This is a genomic window from Streptomyces sp. NPDC046308 (assembly GCF_055588065.1).
In genome coordinates this window covers 1,594,555-1,610,651 of the sequence record NZ_JBVJFB010000001.1, presented here as the reverse complement: position 1 = coordinate 1,610,651, position 16,097 = coordinate 1,594,555, and the positions used below count along the sequence as shown (strand labels likewise).

Here is a 16,097-nt window from a genome sequence, read left to right as displayed (position 1 = left end):
TGGGCCGCGTCCCCGCCGCCTAGACTGACCGTGAATTCCTGCTCGGTCCACGCTCGAACAGTTCCTTTCCGTCCTCGCGCTTTCCTGCCGAAATGCGGAACAGGGGCACTGGGGGACTCTCATGCTTTTATTCCGGCGCGCCGAGGAAATTGCCCTGCTGGATGCGCTGCTTTCCGGCTGTGCGGCAGGGAATTCGGGACTCCTGCTCGTCGAAGGTGCGGTCGGCTGCGGAAAGAGCGAATTCCTCGAAACGGCCGCCGGACAAGCGGAGGCCCGCGGCGCGAACGTTTTGCGCGCCATCGGCACCCCGGCCGAACAAGGCCGACCGTTGGGCGTCCTGCGCCAGCTGACCGCCGACGCCCCGGCCGGAGCGCTCCCCTCGCCGCCGGCGTCGCCGGACGAAGCGGAACGGGTGGAGTCCATGAGGGCCTTCGCCAACGCCGTCCGCGAACTGAGCCTCGCCGCCCCCGTGGTCGTCTGCGTCGACGACCTCCACCACGTCGACGAGCTGTCCCGCCGCTACCTGCTGCACCTCGCGCGCGGGACCCGGCAGGCCGCGGTCCTGCTCGTGCTCGCCGAGTCCGCGCACGAACACGGCGACGACCCGCTGCCGCGCACCGAACTGATCCGACTGCCCCACTTCACGAGGCTGCGCCTGGGGCGGCTCGCCCCCGAGGCCGTCCGCGCGATGCTGGCGGACCGGACCGAGGCGGAGGCCGGCCGGCTGTACGAGGCCAGCGGCGGAAACCCGCTGCTGCTGCGGGCCCTCCTCCAGGACCCGCGGGCGCTGCCCGGCGACTGCTACGCCGAGGCCGTCCTCGCCTGCCTGCACCACAGCGGTCCCGCCACCGCCGGCCTGGCCGGGCCGATCGCCGTACTCGACGACCTGGCGACCCCCGCCCACCTCGCGCGGCTGACCGGCGCCGCCGAGGCCACCGCCGCCCGGGCCCTCACCGCACTGGAGGCCGCGGGCCTGCTCGCCCCCGAGGGCGGGTTCCGCCACCCGGCCGCACGGGCCGCCGTACTCGACCGGACGGACCCGGCCGCCCGGACGGCCCTGCACCGCGAAGCGGCCCTGCTGGCCCGCGCGTCAGGCGCCCCCGACACCACGGCCGCCGCACACCTCCTCGCCGCACGGCACACCCGGGAGGAATGGGCCCTGCCCGTCCTGCGCTCCGCCGCCGACCAGCACGCCGCGGACGGGGACCCCGACCGGGCCGAGGCCCTCCTGCGGCTCGCCCACGAGGCCTGCCCGGACGACACGTTGCGCGCCGAGGTGAGCGTCAGACTCAGCGCCGTCGCCGGACGCACCGACCCGGCCGCCGCCGAACACCACCTCGCGGCCCCGCTCGCCGCCGTGGCCGGGGGCCGGCTGGACCCGCGCGCGCTCGGCTCGCTGGCCCGCGCGCTGGCCGCCCAGGGCCGCGTCGACGCGGCCGTCGACGTACTGGAACGGCTCGCGCCCGGCGACGGGCGCCGCGCCGGCACCCCCGGCGCGGACCCGCTGGACGGCCTCTCGGCGTTCCCCCAGTGGTCCGCCTCCGCCCGCCGCGGGAACACCGAGGACGGGCCGCACCCGGCGGCCCGCACCGCCCGCCCCGCCCGCACCGCCGTCCACCCGGCCGCCCTGTGGACCCTGCCGGGAGAGGCGGAGGAGGGCACCGCCGTCCGCGCCGCCGAACTGTTCCTGCGCGGCGCCACCCTCGCCGAGGGCACCGTGGAACCGGTGGCGCAGGCCCTGCGCACCCTGCTGTACCTCGACGGCCCGGCCCGCGCGCTGCCCTGGTGCGAGGAGTTCGTCCGACAGGCGACGCGGCGCGGAGCCGGCGGCTGGCGGGCCGAGTTCGCCGGCCTGCTCGCCGAGGCCCGACTGCGCGCCGGCGACCTGGCGGGCGCCGCGGACACCGCCGAGGAAGTCCTGCGCTCGGCGCCCGGCCGGCGCGGCAGCATCCTGCTGAGCGCGGTGGCGGGCACCCTGGCCCGGGCCCGCATCGCCATGGGCCGGCCCGAGGAGGCGGCCGCCGCCCTCAGCCGGGCCGTCCCCGCCGAACTGGCGGGCAGCGTCCACGTGCTGGGCCACCTGCGCGCCCGGGGCCAGTACGCGCTGGCCACGAGCCGGTTCCACGCGGCCCTGGGCGACTTCCTGGACATCGGCCGCCACATGAAACGGTGGGGCCTGGACCGACCCCGGGTCCTGCCCTGGCGCACGGACGCGGCGGAAGCGCTGATCCGGCTCGGCGAGACCCACCAGGCCGAGCGGTTCCTCGCGGACCAGCTCACCACGCGGGACGCCGCCGACCCCTGGGTGCGCGGCACGTCGCTGCGGCTGCGCGCGTCCCTGCGCGAACCGAGGGAGCGGCAGGCGATGCTCGCCCGGGCCGTCGAAGAACTGCAGCGCTCCGGGGACCAGTACGAACTGGCGCGCGCCATGGGCGATTTCGGCCAGGTGCTGCGCGAGGTGGGCGAACCGGCCCGGGCCACCATGGTCGAACGCAGGGCCTGGCACCTGGCCAAGGTCGGCGGGGCCGAGGCGCTGTGCGCGAGGATCCTGCCCGGCCACACCGGTGAGGACGACGAGGCGCAGGAGACGGCAGAGGCGCCGGACGCCGGACTGGTGGCGAGCCTGAGCGAGTCGGAACGGCGGGTGGCCCTGCTCGCGGTGCACGGGCACACGAACCGGGAGATCGCGAAGAGGCTGTTCATCACCGTGAGCACGGTGGAACAGCACCTGACCCGGGTGTACCGCAAACTGAACATTCCCGGCCGCCAGGCCCTCCCGGCCGACCTCCAGCCGGGTGCCGCGGAACTCGTCCGGGGCGGCGCGGGCTCCGTATGACAAGGTGATGGCAAGCCAATCCCTCCCCGCCGCGGCGTGGCAGACGTCAGGGACTCCCGGCCCCGCCGCGGGCGCCGGAACCTGCCTGTGCACGCTCTTCGGTGGCTTCCGCGCCCTCGGTACGGGAAAGTCGGTCATGAGGACGTAGCCCGCAGGGAGGGCACCATGACCACACCGACACACGACCAGCCGTGGCGCACCGCGTCGCCCGGACAGGCGCGTGACGCCATGATCGACCGGGTCGAGGAACGACTCGCCGGACTGCTCGCCGAGGAGCACCGCACCCGGCGCACGTCCGACCCGCGCAGCGCCGTCCTGGTGATGGGCGTGGCCGAGCTCGTCCAGGCCGGCGGGGAGCGGGCCCGGCCCGCGATCTGCCTCACCGGATACCTCGCCGCCGGCGGCGACCCGGAGCGGCAGGAGGCGGTGACCGCGGCCGCCGCGCTCGAACTGCTCGACACCTGCCTGGTGATACGAGCCGACGTACGGGACAACGCCCCGCTGCGCCGGGGCATTCCGACCCTGCACGTCAGCCATGCCGCCGAGCACGAACGCAACGGCTGGCGGGGCGAGCCGCGCCGGTTCGGGGAGGGCACCGCCGTCCTCGCCGGGGACCTGGCCCTCGCCTACGGGGACCGGCTGGCGGTCGGACTGCCGGACGGGGCCCGCCGGTTGTGGGACGACCTGCGGGCCGAGCGGGCCATCGGCGCGCACATGGAGGCCGCCGCGGCGACCGAGTACCTCGACGACGCCTGGCCCGGGCAGTGCCTGGAGGGCTGCGGCAGCGGGTGCGGCGCGGGCTGGTACGGGCTGCGGCACGCGCTGCTGATCGGCGCCGGGCTCGCGGGGCGCGAGGATTTGGCCGAGGCCTACGAGGACTACGCGCGGGCCGTGCACGCGGCCTGGCGGATCCGCGGCTTCCTGAGCGGCGGCCCGGGCTTCGACGGCGACGCCCAGTTCCTGCGCGACGTGTTCTTCGACGGGCAGGCGCGGGAGCGGGCCGAGGAGACCATCGCCGCGCTCGTGGTCCGCGCGGATGAAGCCGTGGCCGGGGCCCGGATCCCCCGTGCCTGGCGCGCCGAACTGTCCGCCCTGTCCCGCGAACTGGCCGGCTAGCCCGTCTCCGTGACCCCGCCCCTAGCCTTCGGTGAGGCCGAGTTTGTGCGGCGCAGCCGAACAGTGCGGCTCAAACCCCGGGGCTCCGCCCCGCACCCCGCTCCTCAATCGCCGGAGGGGCTGGATTTGTGCGGCGAGGCCGGATGGTGGGGCAAGGCAGGTGGGTGCGGCTCAAGGATCGGGGCTCCGCTCCGGACCCCGCGCCTCAAACGCCGGCGGGGCTGGATTTGCGCGGCGAGGCGGGATTGTGCGTCAGCACTGGGTGGTGCGGCAGGGCAGGTGGGTGCGGCTCAAGGATCGGGGCTCCGCCCCGGACCCCGCTCCTCAAACGCCGGAGGGGCTGACTTGTGCGGGCCGAGGCTGGATTTGCGCGGCCGCCAGGCCGATGGGTAGCAGCCGGGTCGGTTGGGGTGGGGGTGGGTGTGTGTCGGGGTGATCCCCGCAGGGTGCCAAACGCACTTCCGCCCAGCTCTCCGACACCCCGACACGTTTGGCGCCCGAGGAGACGCCCCGGCGCGCGCCCAGCCCCACCACAACCGACCCCGCACCCGACCAGGCCCCGGTGCAACCGGCCCCCGCACCCGGCCCGAGCGGCACAGCCAAACCGCAGCCAGACGTCACGCCGGCGTCAGGCGCGGGGTGCCGGGGTGGAGGCGGGTCAGCCAGGTGCGGAGGGCGCCGCGCCGGACGCGGCCGCCCTCGTCGCGGGGGAGTGCGCCGACGATCTCCAGCCGCGTCGGAAGGAAGGCCTCCGCGACGCCCAGCGCGACCAGGTGCTCGCGCAGTTCGGCCGGTCCCGGCGGCCGGTCCAGGGCCGTCGGGACCACGACGGCGCAGGGCAGCTCCCCGTGCTCGGGGTCGGTGTAGGCGACGACCGCCGCCTCCCGCACCCGGGGGTGCGCCAGCAGCCGCTCCTCCACCTCGGCGACCGGGACCATGAAGATGGCGCCGGTCCGCGTGCCGGCCCGCGCCAGCACCCGTATCCCGCCGTGCCGGTCGGCGGTCGCCACGTCACCCGTGTCGAGCCAGCCGTCCCCCCGCTCCCAGGTCGCCACCGGCGCGGGGGCGCCGTGGCGCCAGGTGGCCAGGCAGACCGACGGGCCGCGCACCTCCAGCGGCGACGTCGCGTCGGCGGCCGACACCTCCAGCCCCCGCAGCGGGTGGACCCCGTCGCCCTCCTCGGGGGTGTCAACGGAGAGCGCGCCCATGCCGAGTTCCGGCGCCCCCCACACGGACAACACGGGTACGCCGAACAGCTCGCGGAGCTCGGCGGCGAGCGGCGCCGGGGTGCTGGTGCGGCCCCCCGACAGCACCAGCCGCAGCCGGTCCGTCGCCCGCGGCCGCCGACGCTGCGCGGTGACCAGCTCGGAGAGGTAGGCCGGCTCCGCGTAGACCTGGTCGACCCCGGCCGTGGCCATCAGGTCCAGGCAGCGGCCAGGATCCCACACGTCCTGGAAGACGCCCGTCCCGCCGACCGCCAGCGGCCAGCACACGGTGTAGAGCAGCGAGGCCAGTGAGGTGAGCGGCAGGGTGCTGAGGAAGACCTCGCCGGGCCGCCGCCCGGGACCGTCGGGCCCGCTCTGGGCGGAGATGTTGGCGTAGAGGGTGTTGGGGGAGTGCAGCACCGAGGTGTACGCGTCCCGCAGACCCATGACGCTGATCAGCAGCGCGGGCCGGTCGGCCTGCCCGCCGCGCGGCCGGCTGCGCAGGCCCGCCTCGGTGCGTTCGTGGGCGGTGCGCTGGAAGTACGCGGCGAAGTCGACCGCTCCGGTCGCCGCCGCGTCCCCGAGGACGACCCGGTGGCGCAGCCACGGCAGCCGCCCGGCGAGGTCCGCGAGGGCCTCGGCGTGCGCGAAGCCCTCCCAGACGTCCGGCACCACGCAGATCCGGGCCCGGGTGCCGTCCAGGATCCGGTGGAGGCCGTGGGCCCGTACCGTCGGCAGTACAGGAACGGCGACCGCGCCGACCCGCAGACAGGCGAGGGCGAGGGCCGCGGTCTCCCACCAGTTGGGCAGCTGGAAGGCGACCGGATCGCCCGGGGCGACCCCGAGCGAGGTGAGGGCGCCGGCGAACCGGTCGACGTACCGGGCGAGCTGGGCGTAGCCGAGGGTGACCCGGCGCAGGCCGGCGGGCCGGTGCGCGCGGTCCGAGACGATGGCGGGGCGCCCGGGCGCGCGGGCGGCCGTACGGTACAGGTCGTCGAGGAAGGTCTCCGGGCGCCACCAGCCGGCCGCCCGGAACCGCTCGGCGACCTCGGCGGGCGGGACCAGGTCCAGGGGCCGGGCCGGGGTGGGCCCGGGGCGCGTGCCCGCCGTGCCGTGCGCGGTGGAGCCGGTCAGGCCCATCGGCCCACCGCCCCGGCCACCTGCACCCGCGAACTGCACCCGAGGCGGCGCATCACCTGCCGGACGTGATTGACGACGGTCCACTCGGAGATGTCCAGCTTGGCTGCTATCTGGCGGTTCGTCATGCCTTCGGAGACCAGCAGGGCCACCTGGACCTGCCGCGGGGTGAGCGACTGCGCCTCGGGGGCCGTCCCGGCCGCGGCGCGCCGCGAGGGCGCCGGCGCCGACAGGGCCTCCGCCACCGCGGCGGGCACGGTCATCCGCACGCCCTCCGCCCAGGCCACGGCGAAGTCCGTCCAGCCGAGGCGCGCGCTCAGCTCCGTACGGGCCCGCTCGGCCGCGGACCGCCACTCGTCCGGCACCCGCGCGCCCGTCTCGCCGCGCAGGGTGTCGGCCGCCGCCAGCAGCCGTACGGCACGCGGCTGCTGGGCGGGCGCGGTGCGCAGCAGGAGAAGGGAGAACTCCTCCAGCGTTCCGGGCAGTTCGGTCCGCTCACCGAAAGCTCCGTACAACCGCATGCTCTCCCGCAGCGCGCGGTCCGCCGGGTCCGGCTCGTCGCCCTCGAAGGCGAGCGCGGCCGCGGTCCGCAGCGCGCCCGCGAGCCCCCGCCCGTCGTGGATCCGCCGGAACGTCTCCACGGACCGGTCCAGCAGCTCCCGCGCCTTGCGCCGGTCGCCCTCGGCGCGCAGGACGGCGGCGAGCGAGCCGGCCGCCTCGGCCGCGCCCCCGGTGACGCCCATGGACTCCAGCGCGTTGAGGGCGGTCACCAGGACCGCCCGCGCGCCCGCCGGATCGCCGGCGCGCAGCAGGGCCGCGCCGAGCCGGGCGGAGACGAGCGCGTTCTGCCGGCGGTCGCCGGCGCCCTTGCCCAGGGCCAGCGCGTGCCGGTGGCGGCGGACGGCCTCCTGCGGATCGCCCAGGGCGAGCGCGAACACGCCGGACGTGTCGGCGAGCCGGGCGCGTACGGCCTCCGGCAGCGCCGCCCCGCCCGCCTCGGCGGTGTCGTCGCACCACTCCAGGCCCTCCCGCAGCCTTCCCTGCGCCAGCCACGGGAGGCGGCAGCCGAGCACCAGGGCGGCGGTGGTCTCGCTGTCGCCGCGCTCGCGCAGCCGCCGCAGGGCGCCGCTCACGTTGTCGCCCTCGGCCGCCAGCTCCCGCAGCAGCCGCTCCTGCCCGGTGCCCCGCAGGCCCGCCGACGCGGCGGTGACCAGCAGCCGGTAGCGCTCCGCGTGCGCGTCGAGCGCCGCCCCCTCGCCGCCCGAATCCGCCAGCTCGGCGCGGCAGTGGGACCGTACGGGCTCGGGCACGGCCAGCCGCAGCTCCCCCCGCTCCTCGCCCACCACGGCGAGCAGCCCGCGGTCCAGCAGGGTCTCGACGGCCGCCTCGGCCGCCAGCCCGGCTGCCGACAGGCCGAAGCCGGGCTCGTACACGCAGAGCCGGCCCAGCAGCGCGCGGGCGCCGTCGTCCAGGCCGCGGCAGCTCCACTCGGCGAGCGCGGCGAGCGAGCGGTGGCGTTCGGGCGCGTTCGCCGGGCCGCCGGACAGGACGGTCGTACGGCCGCGCAGCCGCCCGGGCAGCAGGTGCGCGGGGAAGAGCCGCAGCCGCCGAGCGGCGAGTTCGACGGCCAGCGGCAGGCCGTCCAGCAGCGTGCAGATCTCGGCGACGGCTCCGGCGTTCTCCACGGTGAGGGCGAAGGAGGGGTCGGCGTCGCGGGCCCGGCGCACGAACAGCGCGACCGAGGCCGCCTCCTGCACCTCGTGCGGATCGGCGGCGGCGCCGGCCGGTCCCCGCCGGGGGCCCGGTACGGGCAGCGGCGCCAGCGGCAGCAACTGCTCCCCGTACACCCCGAGCGGCTCCACGGCGGTGGCCAGCACCACCACCCGCGGATCGCCGGCGAGGGACTCCACGGCCGCGGTGGCGGCCGGGCGCGCCTCGTGGTCGCAGCCGTCGAGGACGACCAGGATCCGGCCGGCCGGACCGTGCGGGCCTGCCTGATCGTGCCGGTCCGCCGGATCGCGCGTGGCTGGCGGATCGTGCGGTTCCGGAAGGTCCGGGTGCGCGACCGCGGGATCCGGGTGCTCCACGCGGGCGAACTCCCCGCCGATCTCCCGTACGACCTCGACGGCCAGCCGGCTCTTGCCCACGCCGGCCCGCCCGGTCACCGTCACCAGCCGCACCGCCGGGTCCCGCAACCGCTCCCGCAGCGCAGCGGCCTCGAGCTCGCGGCCGACGAGCTCCGTCACCGGACCCAGCGGACGCCTCGCGGACTCCTGCCCCCCGCTCATGCGCGGGCCCCGGCCGGATGGATCCGCCAGAGCCCCGGACGGATCTCCACGGCACGCGCCGCCGCGGGACCGGAACCGGGGCCCGAACCGGGACCGGCACCGGAGTCCGCGCCCGAACCGGACGCGGTGCCCAGCGCACGCAGCGAGCGCAGCGCGTACACCTCCAGCCGGTGGTCGCGCAGCGCGCCCGCCAGCTCCAGGCACTCGCCGAACCAGGCCCGGGCGCTGTCCGGCCCGTCCTGCGCCAGCGCCAGCAACGCCCGCGCGCGGCTCGCCTCGTACCGGCCCCGCGTGCGGCCGGGCGCCGACAGGGCGGCGAGGGCCGGCTCCAGCAGGGCGGCCGCCTCCGCCGACTCCCCGGCGTCCAGCCGCAGTTCGGCCAGCCCCACCAGGGCGCGCGCCGCCTCCTCCTCGTCGTCCGCCGCCCGGGCGAGGGCCAGCGCCCCGGAGAACAGCTCGTGGGCCCGCTGCACGCGCCGGTACTGCCAGGCGAGATCGCCGAGCGAGCGCCGCATCCGCGCCTGGGCCGAGCGGTCCGAGCACCGCTCGGCGGCGTCCAGGGCCAGCGTGTAGGCGGCCTCGCCCTCGTCCTGCACCCACGCCCCGGCCAAGGCGTCCGTCAGATGGACCGTCAGCGCCCACAGCCCGGCCTCGTACGCGGTCCTGGCCAGGCGTACGAGCCCGCGCGCGGCGGAGTCCGGTGCGTGCCCGGGCTCCGCCGCGGCGGCGACGTACGCCCGGCACACCCGCTCGGCCCCCGCACGCACCGCCCCGGCCGGCTCCTCCAGGGCCAGCCGCTCCGCCGCCAGCAGCCGCAGCAGCTCCGGAAGGTGCCAGCCGTCCCGGTCCACCGCCACCAGCCGCTCGTCGGCCAGGGCCTCCAGAGCCGCCGAAGCCCGCGGCGCGGTCACGTCCAGCGCGGCGGCGGCCTGCACGGCGCCGAACCGGCCCGGGGGCAGCAGCGACAGCAGCCGGAAGGCCCGCCGCTGCTCGTCGGGGCACGCCGCGTACGCCTCCAGCAGGCGGGCCCGTACGTCCACGTCGCCGCTGCGCAGCGCGTCCAGGCGGCCGCTCTCGTCCCGCAGCCGCTCCGCCAGGGTGGCGGCCGACCAGTGCGGCCGGGCCGCGAGCTGCGCGGCGGCGGTCCGCACGGCGAGCGGCAGCCGCCCGCACAGTTCGGCGATCTCGGCGATCGTGCCCGGATCGGGGCCTGGGGCGGGATCGACGACGGGAGTGCCGCCGCGCGTCACCGCGCGGGTCCCGGCGCGGCCGGTGAACAGCCCGGCGAGCCGCCTGGTCTCCTCGGGCCGCCACGGTCCGAGCACCATCGACCGCAGTCCGGGGAGCCCGGCGGGCACGCGGCGCGCGGTGAGCAGCACGACGGCGCCCCGCAGCGCGGGCAGCAGGGGCCGCACCTGGTTCTCGGAGGTGACCCCGTCCAGGACCAGCAGCACCCGGGGGGCCGCCGGGGGACCGTCCGCCGGTCCGGCGGGCCCGCCGGACCCGCGCAGCAGCCGGTCCAGGGCCTGGGCCCGCGCCGCCTGCGGCCCGTCCGCCGGCGCGCCGGCGCCGTCCCGCAGGTCCACGAGGATCCGCCCGTCGGGGAAGGCGTCCGCCACCCGGTGGGCGGCCTCGACGGCGAGGGCCGTCTTGCCGGCGCCCGGCATGCCGGTCACGGCGACGCAGCCGCCCGCCGGGGCGCTGCGCAGCATTCGCTCCAGTGCGGTGAGTTCGTCGGCCCGGGCCGTGAAACAGGGGTCGGCGGCGGGCAGCGCGCCGAGGGCTGCGGACCAGCCGCCCGCGGCGGCCTCCGCCGCCCCGCCGGTGCCCGACGTCCGCTCGCCGTACGCGACTTCGGCCCCGGCCCCGGCCTCGGTCGCCGCGCCGGCCACGCCCGCGGCGTCGGGGTGCGCGGCACGGCCCGGTCCGGCCGGCGCCACCCGGGCGCCCGCCTCCGTCCCGCCTCCGTCCGTCCCGCTCCCCGCGGTCCCGGCCCCGGCCCGGGTTCCCGTCCCGGTGCCGGCCGCCGCCCCGGCCCGCGTCCCGGCGCCCGACCGAGACAGCGCGGGGTCGCCCTCCAGGATGCGCCGCTGGAGCCGGCTCGACCCCGGACCCGGCTCGATCCCCAGCTCCTCGACGAGGGTCTCGCGCAGCAGCGCGAACACCCGTAGGGCCTCGGCCTGCCGCCCGCACCGGTACAGCGCCACCATCAGATGGGTGTGGAACTCCTCGTGCATCCGGTGCTCGGCCACCAACTCCTGGAGTTCGGCGACGAGTTCGCGGTGCAGCCCCAGGTGGAGCTCGGCCCGGATGCGCTCGTCGAGCGCCCTCGTGCGCGCCTCCGCCAGCCGCACGGCCGCGCCCTCCAGGACGGGACCGTGCGGGGTGTCCGACAGCACCGGCCCCCGCCACAGCGCGAGCGCCCGCCGCTGCAGATCGGCCGCGGCGGCGAAGTCGGCCGCCTGGAGGGCCTGGTGGCCGCGCCGGGACAGCTCCTCGAAGGCCGCGCTGTCGACCGCGTCCGCGCCGACCCGCAGCAGATAGCCCGGACGGCGGGTGACCAGCGCCTCCCGGCCGTTCGCCGGATCGGCGCTCTGCAGGGTCTTGCGCAGGTGGGAGACGTACACCTGGAGCGTCGTCGTCGCGGTGCGCGGCGGCGCGTCCGGCCAGAGCTCGTCGATGAGGCTCTCCACCGACACGACCTCGTTCGCCCGGACCAGCAACGTGCCGAGGACGACCCGCAGTTTGGCGGCCTGCGGGGCGTACGAGGTGGCCTGGCCGGCGTCCGTGGGGCCCGTACCGCCGGTGACCTCCAGCGGGCCCAGAATCCCGAAGCGCATGGTGTTCAGTAGTCCTGCACCACGGAGGTGCGGGCCTCGGCGACGGCCCGGCGGCGCTGCGTCAGCGTGAGCGTGACGGGAACGGTCGGCCGTCCCTCGTCGTCCCGCCCCAGCGGCCCGGCCACCGCCACGCAGCGCAAGGGCAGATCGCGCTCCGCCGGTCCGCGGAAGTGCACCTGGCAGGCGCCCAGCGTGCTGCGCGCGGCGCTCAGGCCGTGCGCGCGGCCCGAGGCGAGCAGCGAGGTCTGGCGCAGTGCCTCCATCAGGTGCAGACCGGAGTACTGGCCGTCCTCGCCGGTGAACACGGGGCTGACCCGGGTGGAGAGCAGCCAGGTGCTCAGCCGGCCGCGCGAGACGTCCGTCGGCTCGCTGATCACGATGTTCTCGGGGGCGTGGCGGCCCGCCTCGGCGGAGTCGACCGGACGCAGCGGGCCGTCCGGGGCGTCGTCGAGCTCGGGCGCGGCCTGCAGGGCCCGCCGGGAGTGTTCCACGTGCTTGCGGTACAGCTTCGGCATGAGGAAGACCAGGCCGGCGGCGCCCGTCGCGCACGGGCGTCCGTCGATGGTGACCTGGAGGTGGAAGTCCAGTCCGCGCGGCACCTCGGCCACCACGTTCGCCGGGCGCGCCGTGATGTGGGTGGCCAGCGGGACGGGGCCGGCGGCGCCCGCGTCCGTGCGCCAGGCGGAGAGGTCGGTGAAGTCGAGGGCGAAGCGGTAGAAGAGGCCCGGCCGGTCGTCCGGCACGCCGAAGTAGCGGTGCCCGACGAACTCGCCGATCTCGCGCACCGTCTCGGTGGCGATCTGCAGGTCGTGGAAGTGCCCCGGGCCGTCGTTGAAGAGCGGGTGAGTGACGGGAGTCGCGCCGACGAGGGTGAAGTGCTCCTCACCCAGGCTGGGTGCGTCCAGGGCGTAGTACGTCCGGGTGGGCGGACGGTGGATCAGGTGCTGGGTGCCCGCGGTCGCGTGTCCATGGATGGTGGGGGGCGAGGTCGTGCCGTTGTCGACTGTCATGTCCCTCTCCTTCTCTGCCGCCATGGTGGAGCGCTGGTGGAGCGGGCGGCCACCCGGCGCCGGTGTCAGCAAGGTGCATGGCAGGAACTCGTGTCCGCTCCGCGGGCCCTCGGTGGAGCCCGGGGCTTTAGTGACCTCCATGCGGGGGGACGCACTGTTCGTCCCGAGGCCCCGCCCCCCGGGACATCCCCCAGCCCTTCGGGCGGGGCCTTGGCACCGCCGCTTTCCCGTTCTCCCGCTCTCCCGCTCTCCCCGATCCCGGAAGGGACCCCCGATGGCCACCACGAGGTCCGCGCGCACCCCCCGCGCCGTACCGGACGCCGCGGAGCCGGCGGGAGCAGCGAAGGCACCGGCGGCGCCCGGCGCACCGGGACGGGCCGGAGCACCGGGCCCGTCCGCCCCCGCGGGATCCCCGCACCGGCCGCCGGCCGCCCTGACCGCCCGGCTCCGGTACGGCTACGCCTCCGGTTCCCTCGTCACCGGCACCTTCACCACCCTCCCCGGCCTGCTCCTGCTCCCGTACCTCACCGACACCCTGGGTGTGGGCGCCGCGCTGGCCGGCGCGATCGTCTTCGTCCCCAAGGCGTGGGACGCGCTGCTCAACCCGCTGGTCGGGCGGGCCAGCGACCGCACCCGTACGCGCTGGGGCGCCCGCCGCCCGTACGTCCTCGGCGGCGGCCTCGCGATGGCCCTGGCCTTCGCGCTGACCTTCGCGGGCCCGCTGCCCGGCACCGCCGGCGCCTGGTTCACCGCGGCCGGCTACCTGCTCACCGCCACCGCGTTCGCGTTCTTCCAAGTGCCGTACGTCGCTCTGCCCGCCGAACTCGCCGACCGCGACCAGGACCGGATGCGGCTGGTCGGCGGGCGGGTCGCGGTCATCGGGGTGGCGGCCCTCGTCACCGGCGCCGCCGCGCCCGCCCTCGTCGACGCCGGTGGCGGCGGTCTCGCCGGCCACCGCTGCGTCGGCCTGTTCGGTGCGGCGGTCATCGCCCTGGGCACGCTCTGGGTGTTCGCCGGTACCTCCGGCGCAGGCCACGGCGGCCCCGTCCCGGAGAGCGAACCCAGCCTGCGCCGCCAGTTCGCCGCCGCCCGCGGCAACCCCTCCTTCACGGCGCTGCTGCGGTGCGTGGTCGTCCAGTCCGTCGCGACCGGGGTCCTCCTCGCGGGCGCGCCGTACTTCGCCGACCACGTGCTGCACGACTCCGCCGGCGTCGGCCCCATGGTGGCCGCGTTCGTCGCCCCGAACCTGCTGACCCTCCCGCTCTGGTCACGGCTGCGCGGCCGCCGCGGACACGCCTTCGCCTCCGCCCTCTTCGTCGCCGGCTGCCTGCTCTTCCTCGCGGCCCCGCTGCTGCCCCCGGCGGCGGTGCTCGCCACCATGGCGCTCGCGGGCACCGGCCACGCGGGCCAGCTGCTCTTCCTGTACGCGATGCTGCCGGACTGCATCGCCCGTGACTCCGCCCGCACCGAGCGCCGCCAGGCGGGCGTCCTGTCGGGCCTGTTCACCACGGGCGAGGGACTGGGCGTCGCCCTCGGCCCCTTCCTCTACGGCCTCGTGCTCCAGCTCACCGGCTACGTCTCCTCCGGCACGGGCCGCGCCGCCGAGCAGAGCGCGACCGCCGAACTCGGCATGCTGGCGGGCTTCGCGCTGGTCCCGGCCCTGGCCACCGTGGGCGCCGTCGTCCTGTTGCGCGGCTACGGACGTCCGGACCACCGCCCCTACTGACCCCCTCATCCGTCCCCGCACGGCCGAAACGGGTATGCGGCACCCCGGACGCGCAGGATGATGGGGCGATCATGACTCGCGGGCATCGGGGGATGGCGTGACGTACACACAGGGGTGGGAAGCGGCCCAGGTCGGTTTCGGTCCGGGGGTACGGGCCCTGATCGAGGAAGAGCTCGTGCCGGACCGGAGCGTCGTCGTCCGGACCGGTACGTACGTCGTCGACCCGCCCTTCTTCGGCAACGGCGACATCGGGCGGGTGGCCGTCTGCGGCGCCGTCAACGAACTGGCCGTCACCGGCGCCGAACCCCGCCACATCGCCCTCGGCATCGTGCTGGAGGCCGGGCTCCCGCTGGAACTGGTGCGCAGGCTGACCGCCTCGGTGCGCTCCGCCGCCGCCGAGGCCGGGGTCACGATCGCCGCCGTCGACACCCAGGTCGTCCGCGCCGGCGAGGCCGACCGCGTCTTCGTCACCGCGACCGCCTTCGGGGTGCTCGGCCCCGGCGCACCTGCCCTGGACCTCGCCTCGGTCCGGCCGGGCGACCGCATCGTGGTGACCGGGCCGCTCGGCAGCCACGCCGCCCACCTGGTCTCCCTGCGCGACGGCCTCGGCTACGAGCACCACGTCCCCAGCGACTGCGCCCCGCTCGGCGGCCTGCTGCGGGAGGTGGGCGCCGACCTCCGCCACGCCCGCACCGTGGTCGCGGGAGGCCTCGCGGAGGTGCTGCGCCAGTGCGCCGCGGGCCGCGGCCTGACGCTGTGCGTCGACGAGGCCGCCCTGCCCGTACGGTACGAGGCCCGGGTGGCCCTCGGCGCCCGCGGCCTGGCCCCCCTGGACGCGGCCTGCGCGGGCTGCCTGTGCCTGTTCGTCCCGCCGGAGCACACCGGCCGGGTCCTGACGGCGCTGCGCGCCCATCCCCACGGCCGGCAGGCCGCCGTCGTCGGCGAGGTCACGGCCGACCCGATGGGCGACGTGGAGTTCCGGGCCCCCGACGGCCGCCTCCACACGCGCACCGTACCGGCCGGCTCGGTCCCCGAGCGCCTCCTCTGAACCAGGGAGCGAAACCGGCCAAATCCGCGGTGGAGGCGGTTGGTTGATCCACGCGTGGGGCGTCCCGCCGACGCATATGCTCGGCTCGTACGGACGTGCGTCCGTACGTCCGTATGCCTCGCGAACCGTAAGGGGACCGCGCCGTGAGCGTCCGCATCCAACCCTCCTCCCAGGTCGACGAGAGCGCCGAGCTCGGTGAGGGGACCACGATCTGGGATCTGGCGCAGATACGGGAGGAGGCCCGGCTCGGGCGCGGGTGCATCGTGGGGCGCGGGGCGTACGTCGGTCCCGGCGTACGGATCGGGGACCACGTGAAGCTCCAGAACTACGCGCTCGTGTACGAGCCCGCCGAGCTCGGCGACGGGGTGTTCATCGGTCCGGCGGCCGTTCTCACCAACGACTTCTACCCGCGCGCGGTCGACCCCGACGGCCGGCTCAAGCGCGACGGCGACTGGGAGCCCGCCGGGGTCGTGGTCGCCGAGGGGGCCTCGTTGGGGGCCCGTTCGGTGTGCGTGGCCGGGGTGCGGGTCGGGCGCTGGGCGCTCGTGGCGGCCGGCGCGGTCGTGTCGAAGGACGTACCGGACTTCGCGCTCGTGGCGGGCGTGCCGGCGCGGCGGATCGGCTGGGTGGGCCGGGCGGGCGTCCGGCTGGTGGAGCGCGCGGACGAGCCCGGCGTGTGGGAGTGCCCGCGCACGGGTGCGCTGCACGACGAGAAGGACGGCACGCTCCTGGAGCGCACCTGACGGGACGTCGGCAAAGTACGTCACCGGCATTTCCTCAAAACCGCAATCAACGAACATCCATGGGCATACCTTGTCCCTGTATACGGGATCTGAGCACGCAACAGGCCGTGCTCAGTGGGGGGTTGTAACACGACGAGAGCATCGCCGG

9 protein-coding genes are annotated in these 16,097 nt (G+C 76.7%); 5 read left to right on the top strand and 4 right to left on the bottom strand.

All coding sequences use genetic code 11. The features are described from left to right. The first annotated feature begins 121 nt into the window (after window positions 1-121). Together ACZ6JT_RS07035 and ACZ6JT_RS07030 are read left to right on the top strand one after the other, a co-directional pair. On the top strand, window positions 122-2,836 hold the full coding sequence (locus ACZ6JT_RS07035; RefSeq protein WP_469207963.1) for an AAA family ATPase: 2,715 nt from the start codon (window positions 122-124) through the stop codon (window positions 2,834-2,836). A 165-nt stretch (window positions 2,837-3,001) separates the two neighbouring features. Continuing rightward, window positions 3,002-3,952: a polyprenyl synthetase family protein gene (locus tag ACZ6JT_RS07030; protein ID WP_469207962.1), complete on the top strand. Its 951-nt coding sequence runs from the start codon at window positions 3,002-3,004 to the stop codon at window positions 3,950-3,952. Between the two features lie 617 nt (window positions 3,953-4,569). Here ACZ6JT_RS07030 and ACZ6JT_RS07025 read toward each other — a convergent pair. From ACZ6JT_RS07025 to ACZ6JT_RS07010, 4 genes are read right to left on the bottom strand one after another with little or no spacing between them, the layout of a single operon-like run. Then, a complete protein-coding gene (locus ACZ6JT_RS07025; RefSeq protein ID WP_469207960.1) occupies window positions 4,570-6,297 on the bottom strand; it encodes an AMP-binding protein in 1,728 nt (575 codons plus the stop codon). Then, window positions 6,288-8,540 (bottom strand): ATP-binding protein, encoded by a 2,253-nt coding sequence (locus ACZ6JT_RS07020; protein WP_469207958.1) that lies wholly within the window; start codon window positions 8,538-8,540, stop codon window positions 6,288-6,290. The genes ACZ6JT_RS07025 and ACZ6JT_RS07020 overlap by 10 nt, the downstream gene beginning before the upstream one ends. Window positions 8,541-8,578: 38 nt before the next feature. Then, window positions 8,579-11,422, bottom strand: coding sequence for an AfsR/SARP family transcriptional regulator (locus tag ACZ6JT_RS07015; protein WP_469207956.1), 2,844 nt, complete (start codon window positions 11,420-11,422; stop codon window positions 8,579-8,581). A gap of 5 nt (window positions 11,423-11,427) precedes the next feature. Further along, a complete protein-coding gene (locus ACZ6JT_RS07010; protein ID WP_469207954.1) occupies window positions 11,428-12,432 on the bottom strand; it encodes an AfsA-related hotdog domain-containing protein in 1,005 nt (334 codons plus the stop codon). A 274-nt stretch (window positions 12,433-12,706) separates the two neighbouring features. Here ACZ6JT_RS07010 and ACZ6JT_RS07005 point away from each other — a divergent pair, with 274 nt between their 5' ends. The 3 genes from ACZ6JT_RS07005 (at window position 12,707) to ACZ6JT_RS06995 (ending at window position 15,949) form a co-directional block, all read left to right on the top strand. Beyond that, entirely contained in the window at window positions 12,707-14,158 is a 1,452-nt protein-coding gene (locus ACZ6JT_RS07005) for an MFS transporter (protein ID WP_469207952.1), read from the top strand. Between the two features lie 97 nt (window positions 14,159-14,255). Further along, window positions 14,256-15,206: an AIR synthase-related protein gene (locus tag ACZ6JT_RS07000; protein WP_469207950.1), complete on the top strand. Its 951-nt coding sequence runs from the start codon at window positions 14,256-14,258 to the stop codon at window positions 15,204-15,206. 143 nt (window positions 15,207-15,349) lie between these two features. Beyond that, a complete protein-coding gene (locus ACZ6JT_RS06995) occupies window positions 15,350-15,949 on the top strand; it encodes an acyltransferase (RefSeq protein WP_365475615.1) in 600 nt (199 codons plus the stop codon). The last annotated feature ends 148 nt before the right edge of the window (window positions 15,950-16,097 follow it).

Coding starts and splice junctions, on each gene's coding strand:
- ACZ6JT_RS07010 (WP_469207954.1), bottom strand. CDS start 12,432: ATGACAGTCGACAACGGCACGACCTCGCCCCCCACCATCCATGGACAC.
- ACZ6JT_RS07005 (WP_469207952.1), top strand. CDS start 12,707: ATGGCCACCACGAGGTCCGCGCGCACCCCCCGCGCCGTACCGGACGCC.
- ACZ6JT_RS07035 (WP_469207963.1), top strand. CDS start 122: ATGCTTTTATTCCGGCGCGCCGAGGAAATTGCCCTGCTGGATGCGCTG.
- ACZ6JT_RS07015 (WP_469207956.1), bottom strand. CDS start 11,422: ATGCGCTTCGGGATTCTGGGCCCGCTGGAGGTCACCGGCGGTACGGGC.
- ACZ6JT_RS07025 (WP_469207960.1), bottom strand. CDS start 6,297: ATGGGCCTGACCGGCTCCACCGCGCACGGCACGGCGGGCACGCGCCCC.
- ACZ6JT_RS07030 (WP_469207962.1), top strand. CDS start 3,002: ATGACCACACCGACACACGACCAGCCGTGGCGCACCGCGTCGCCCGGA.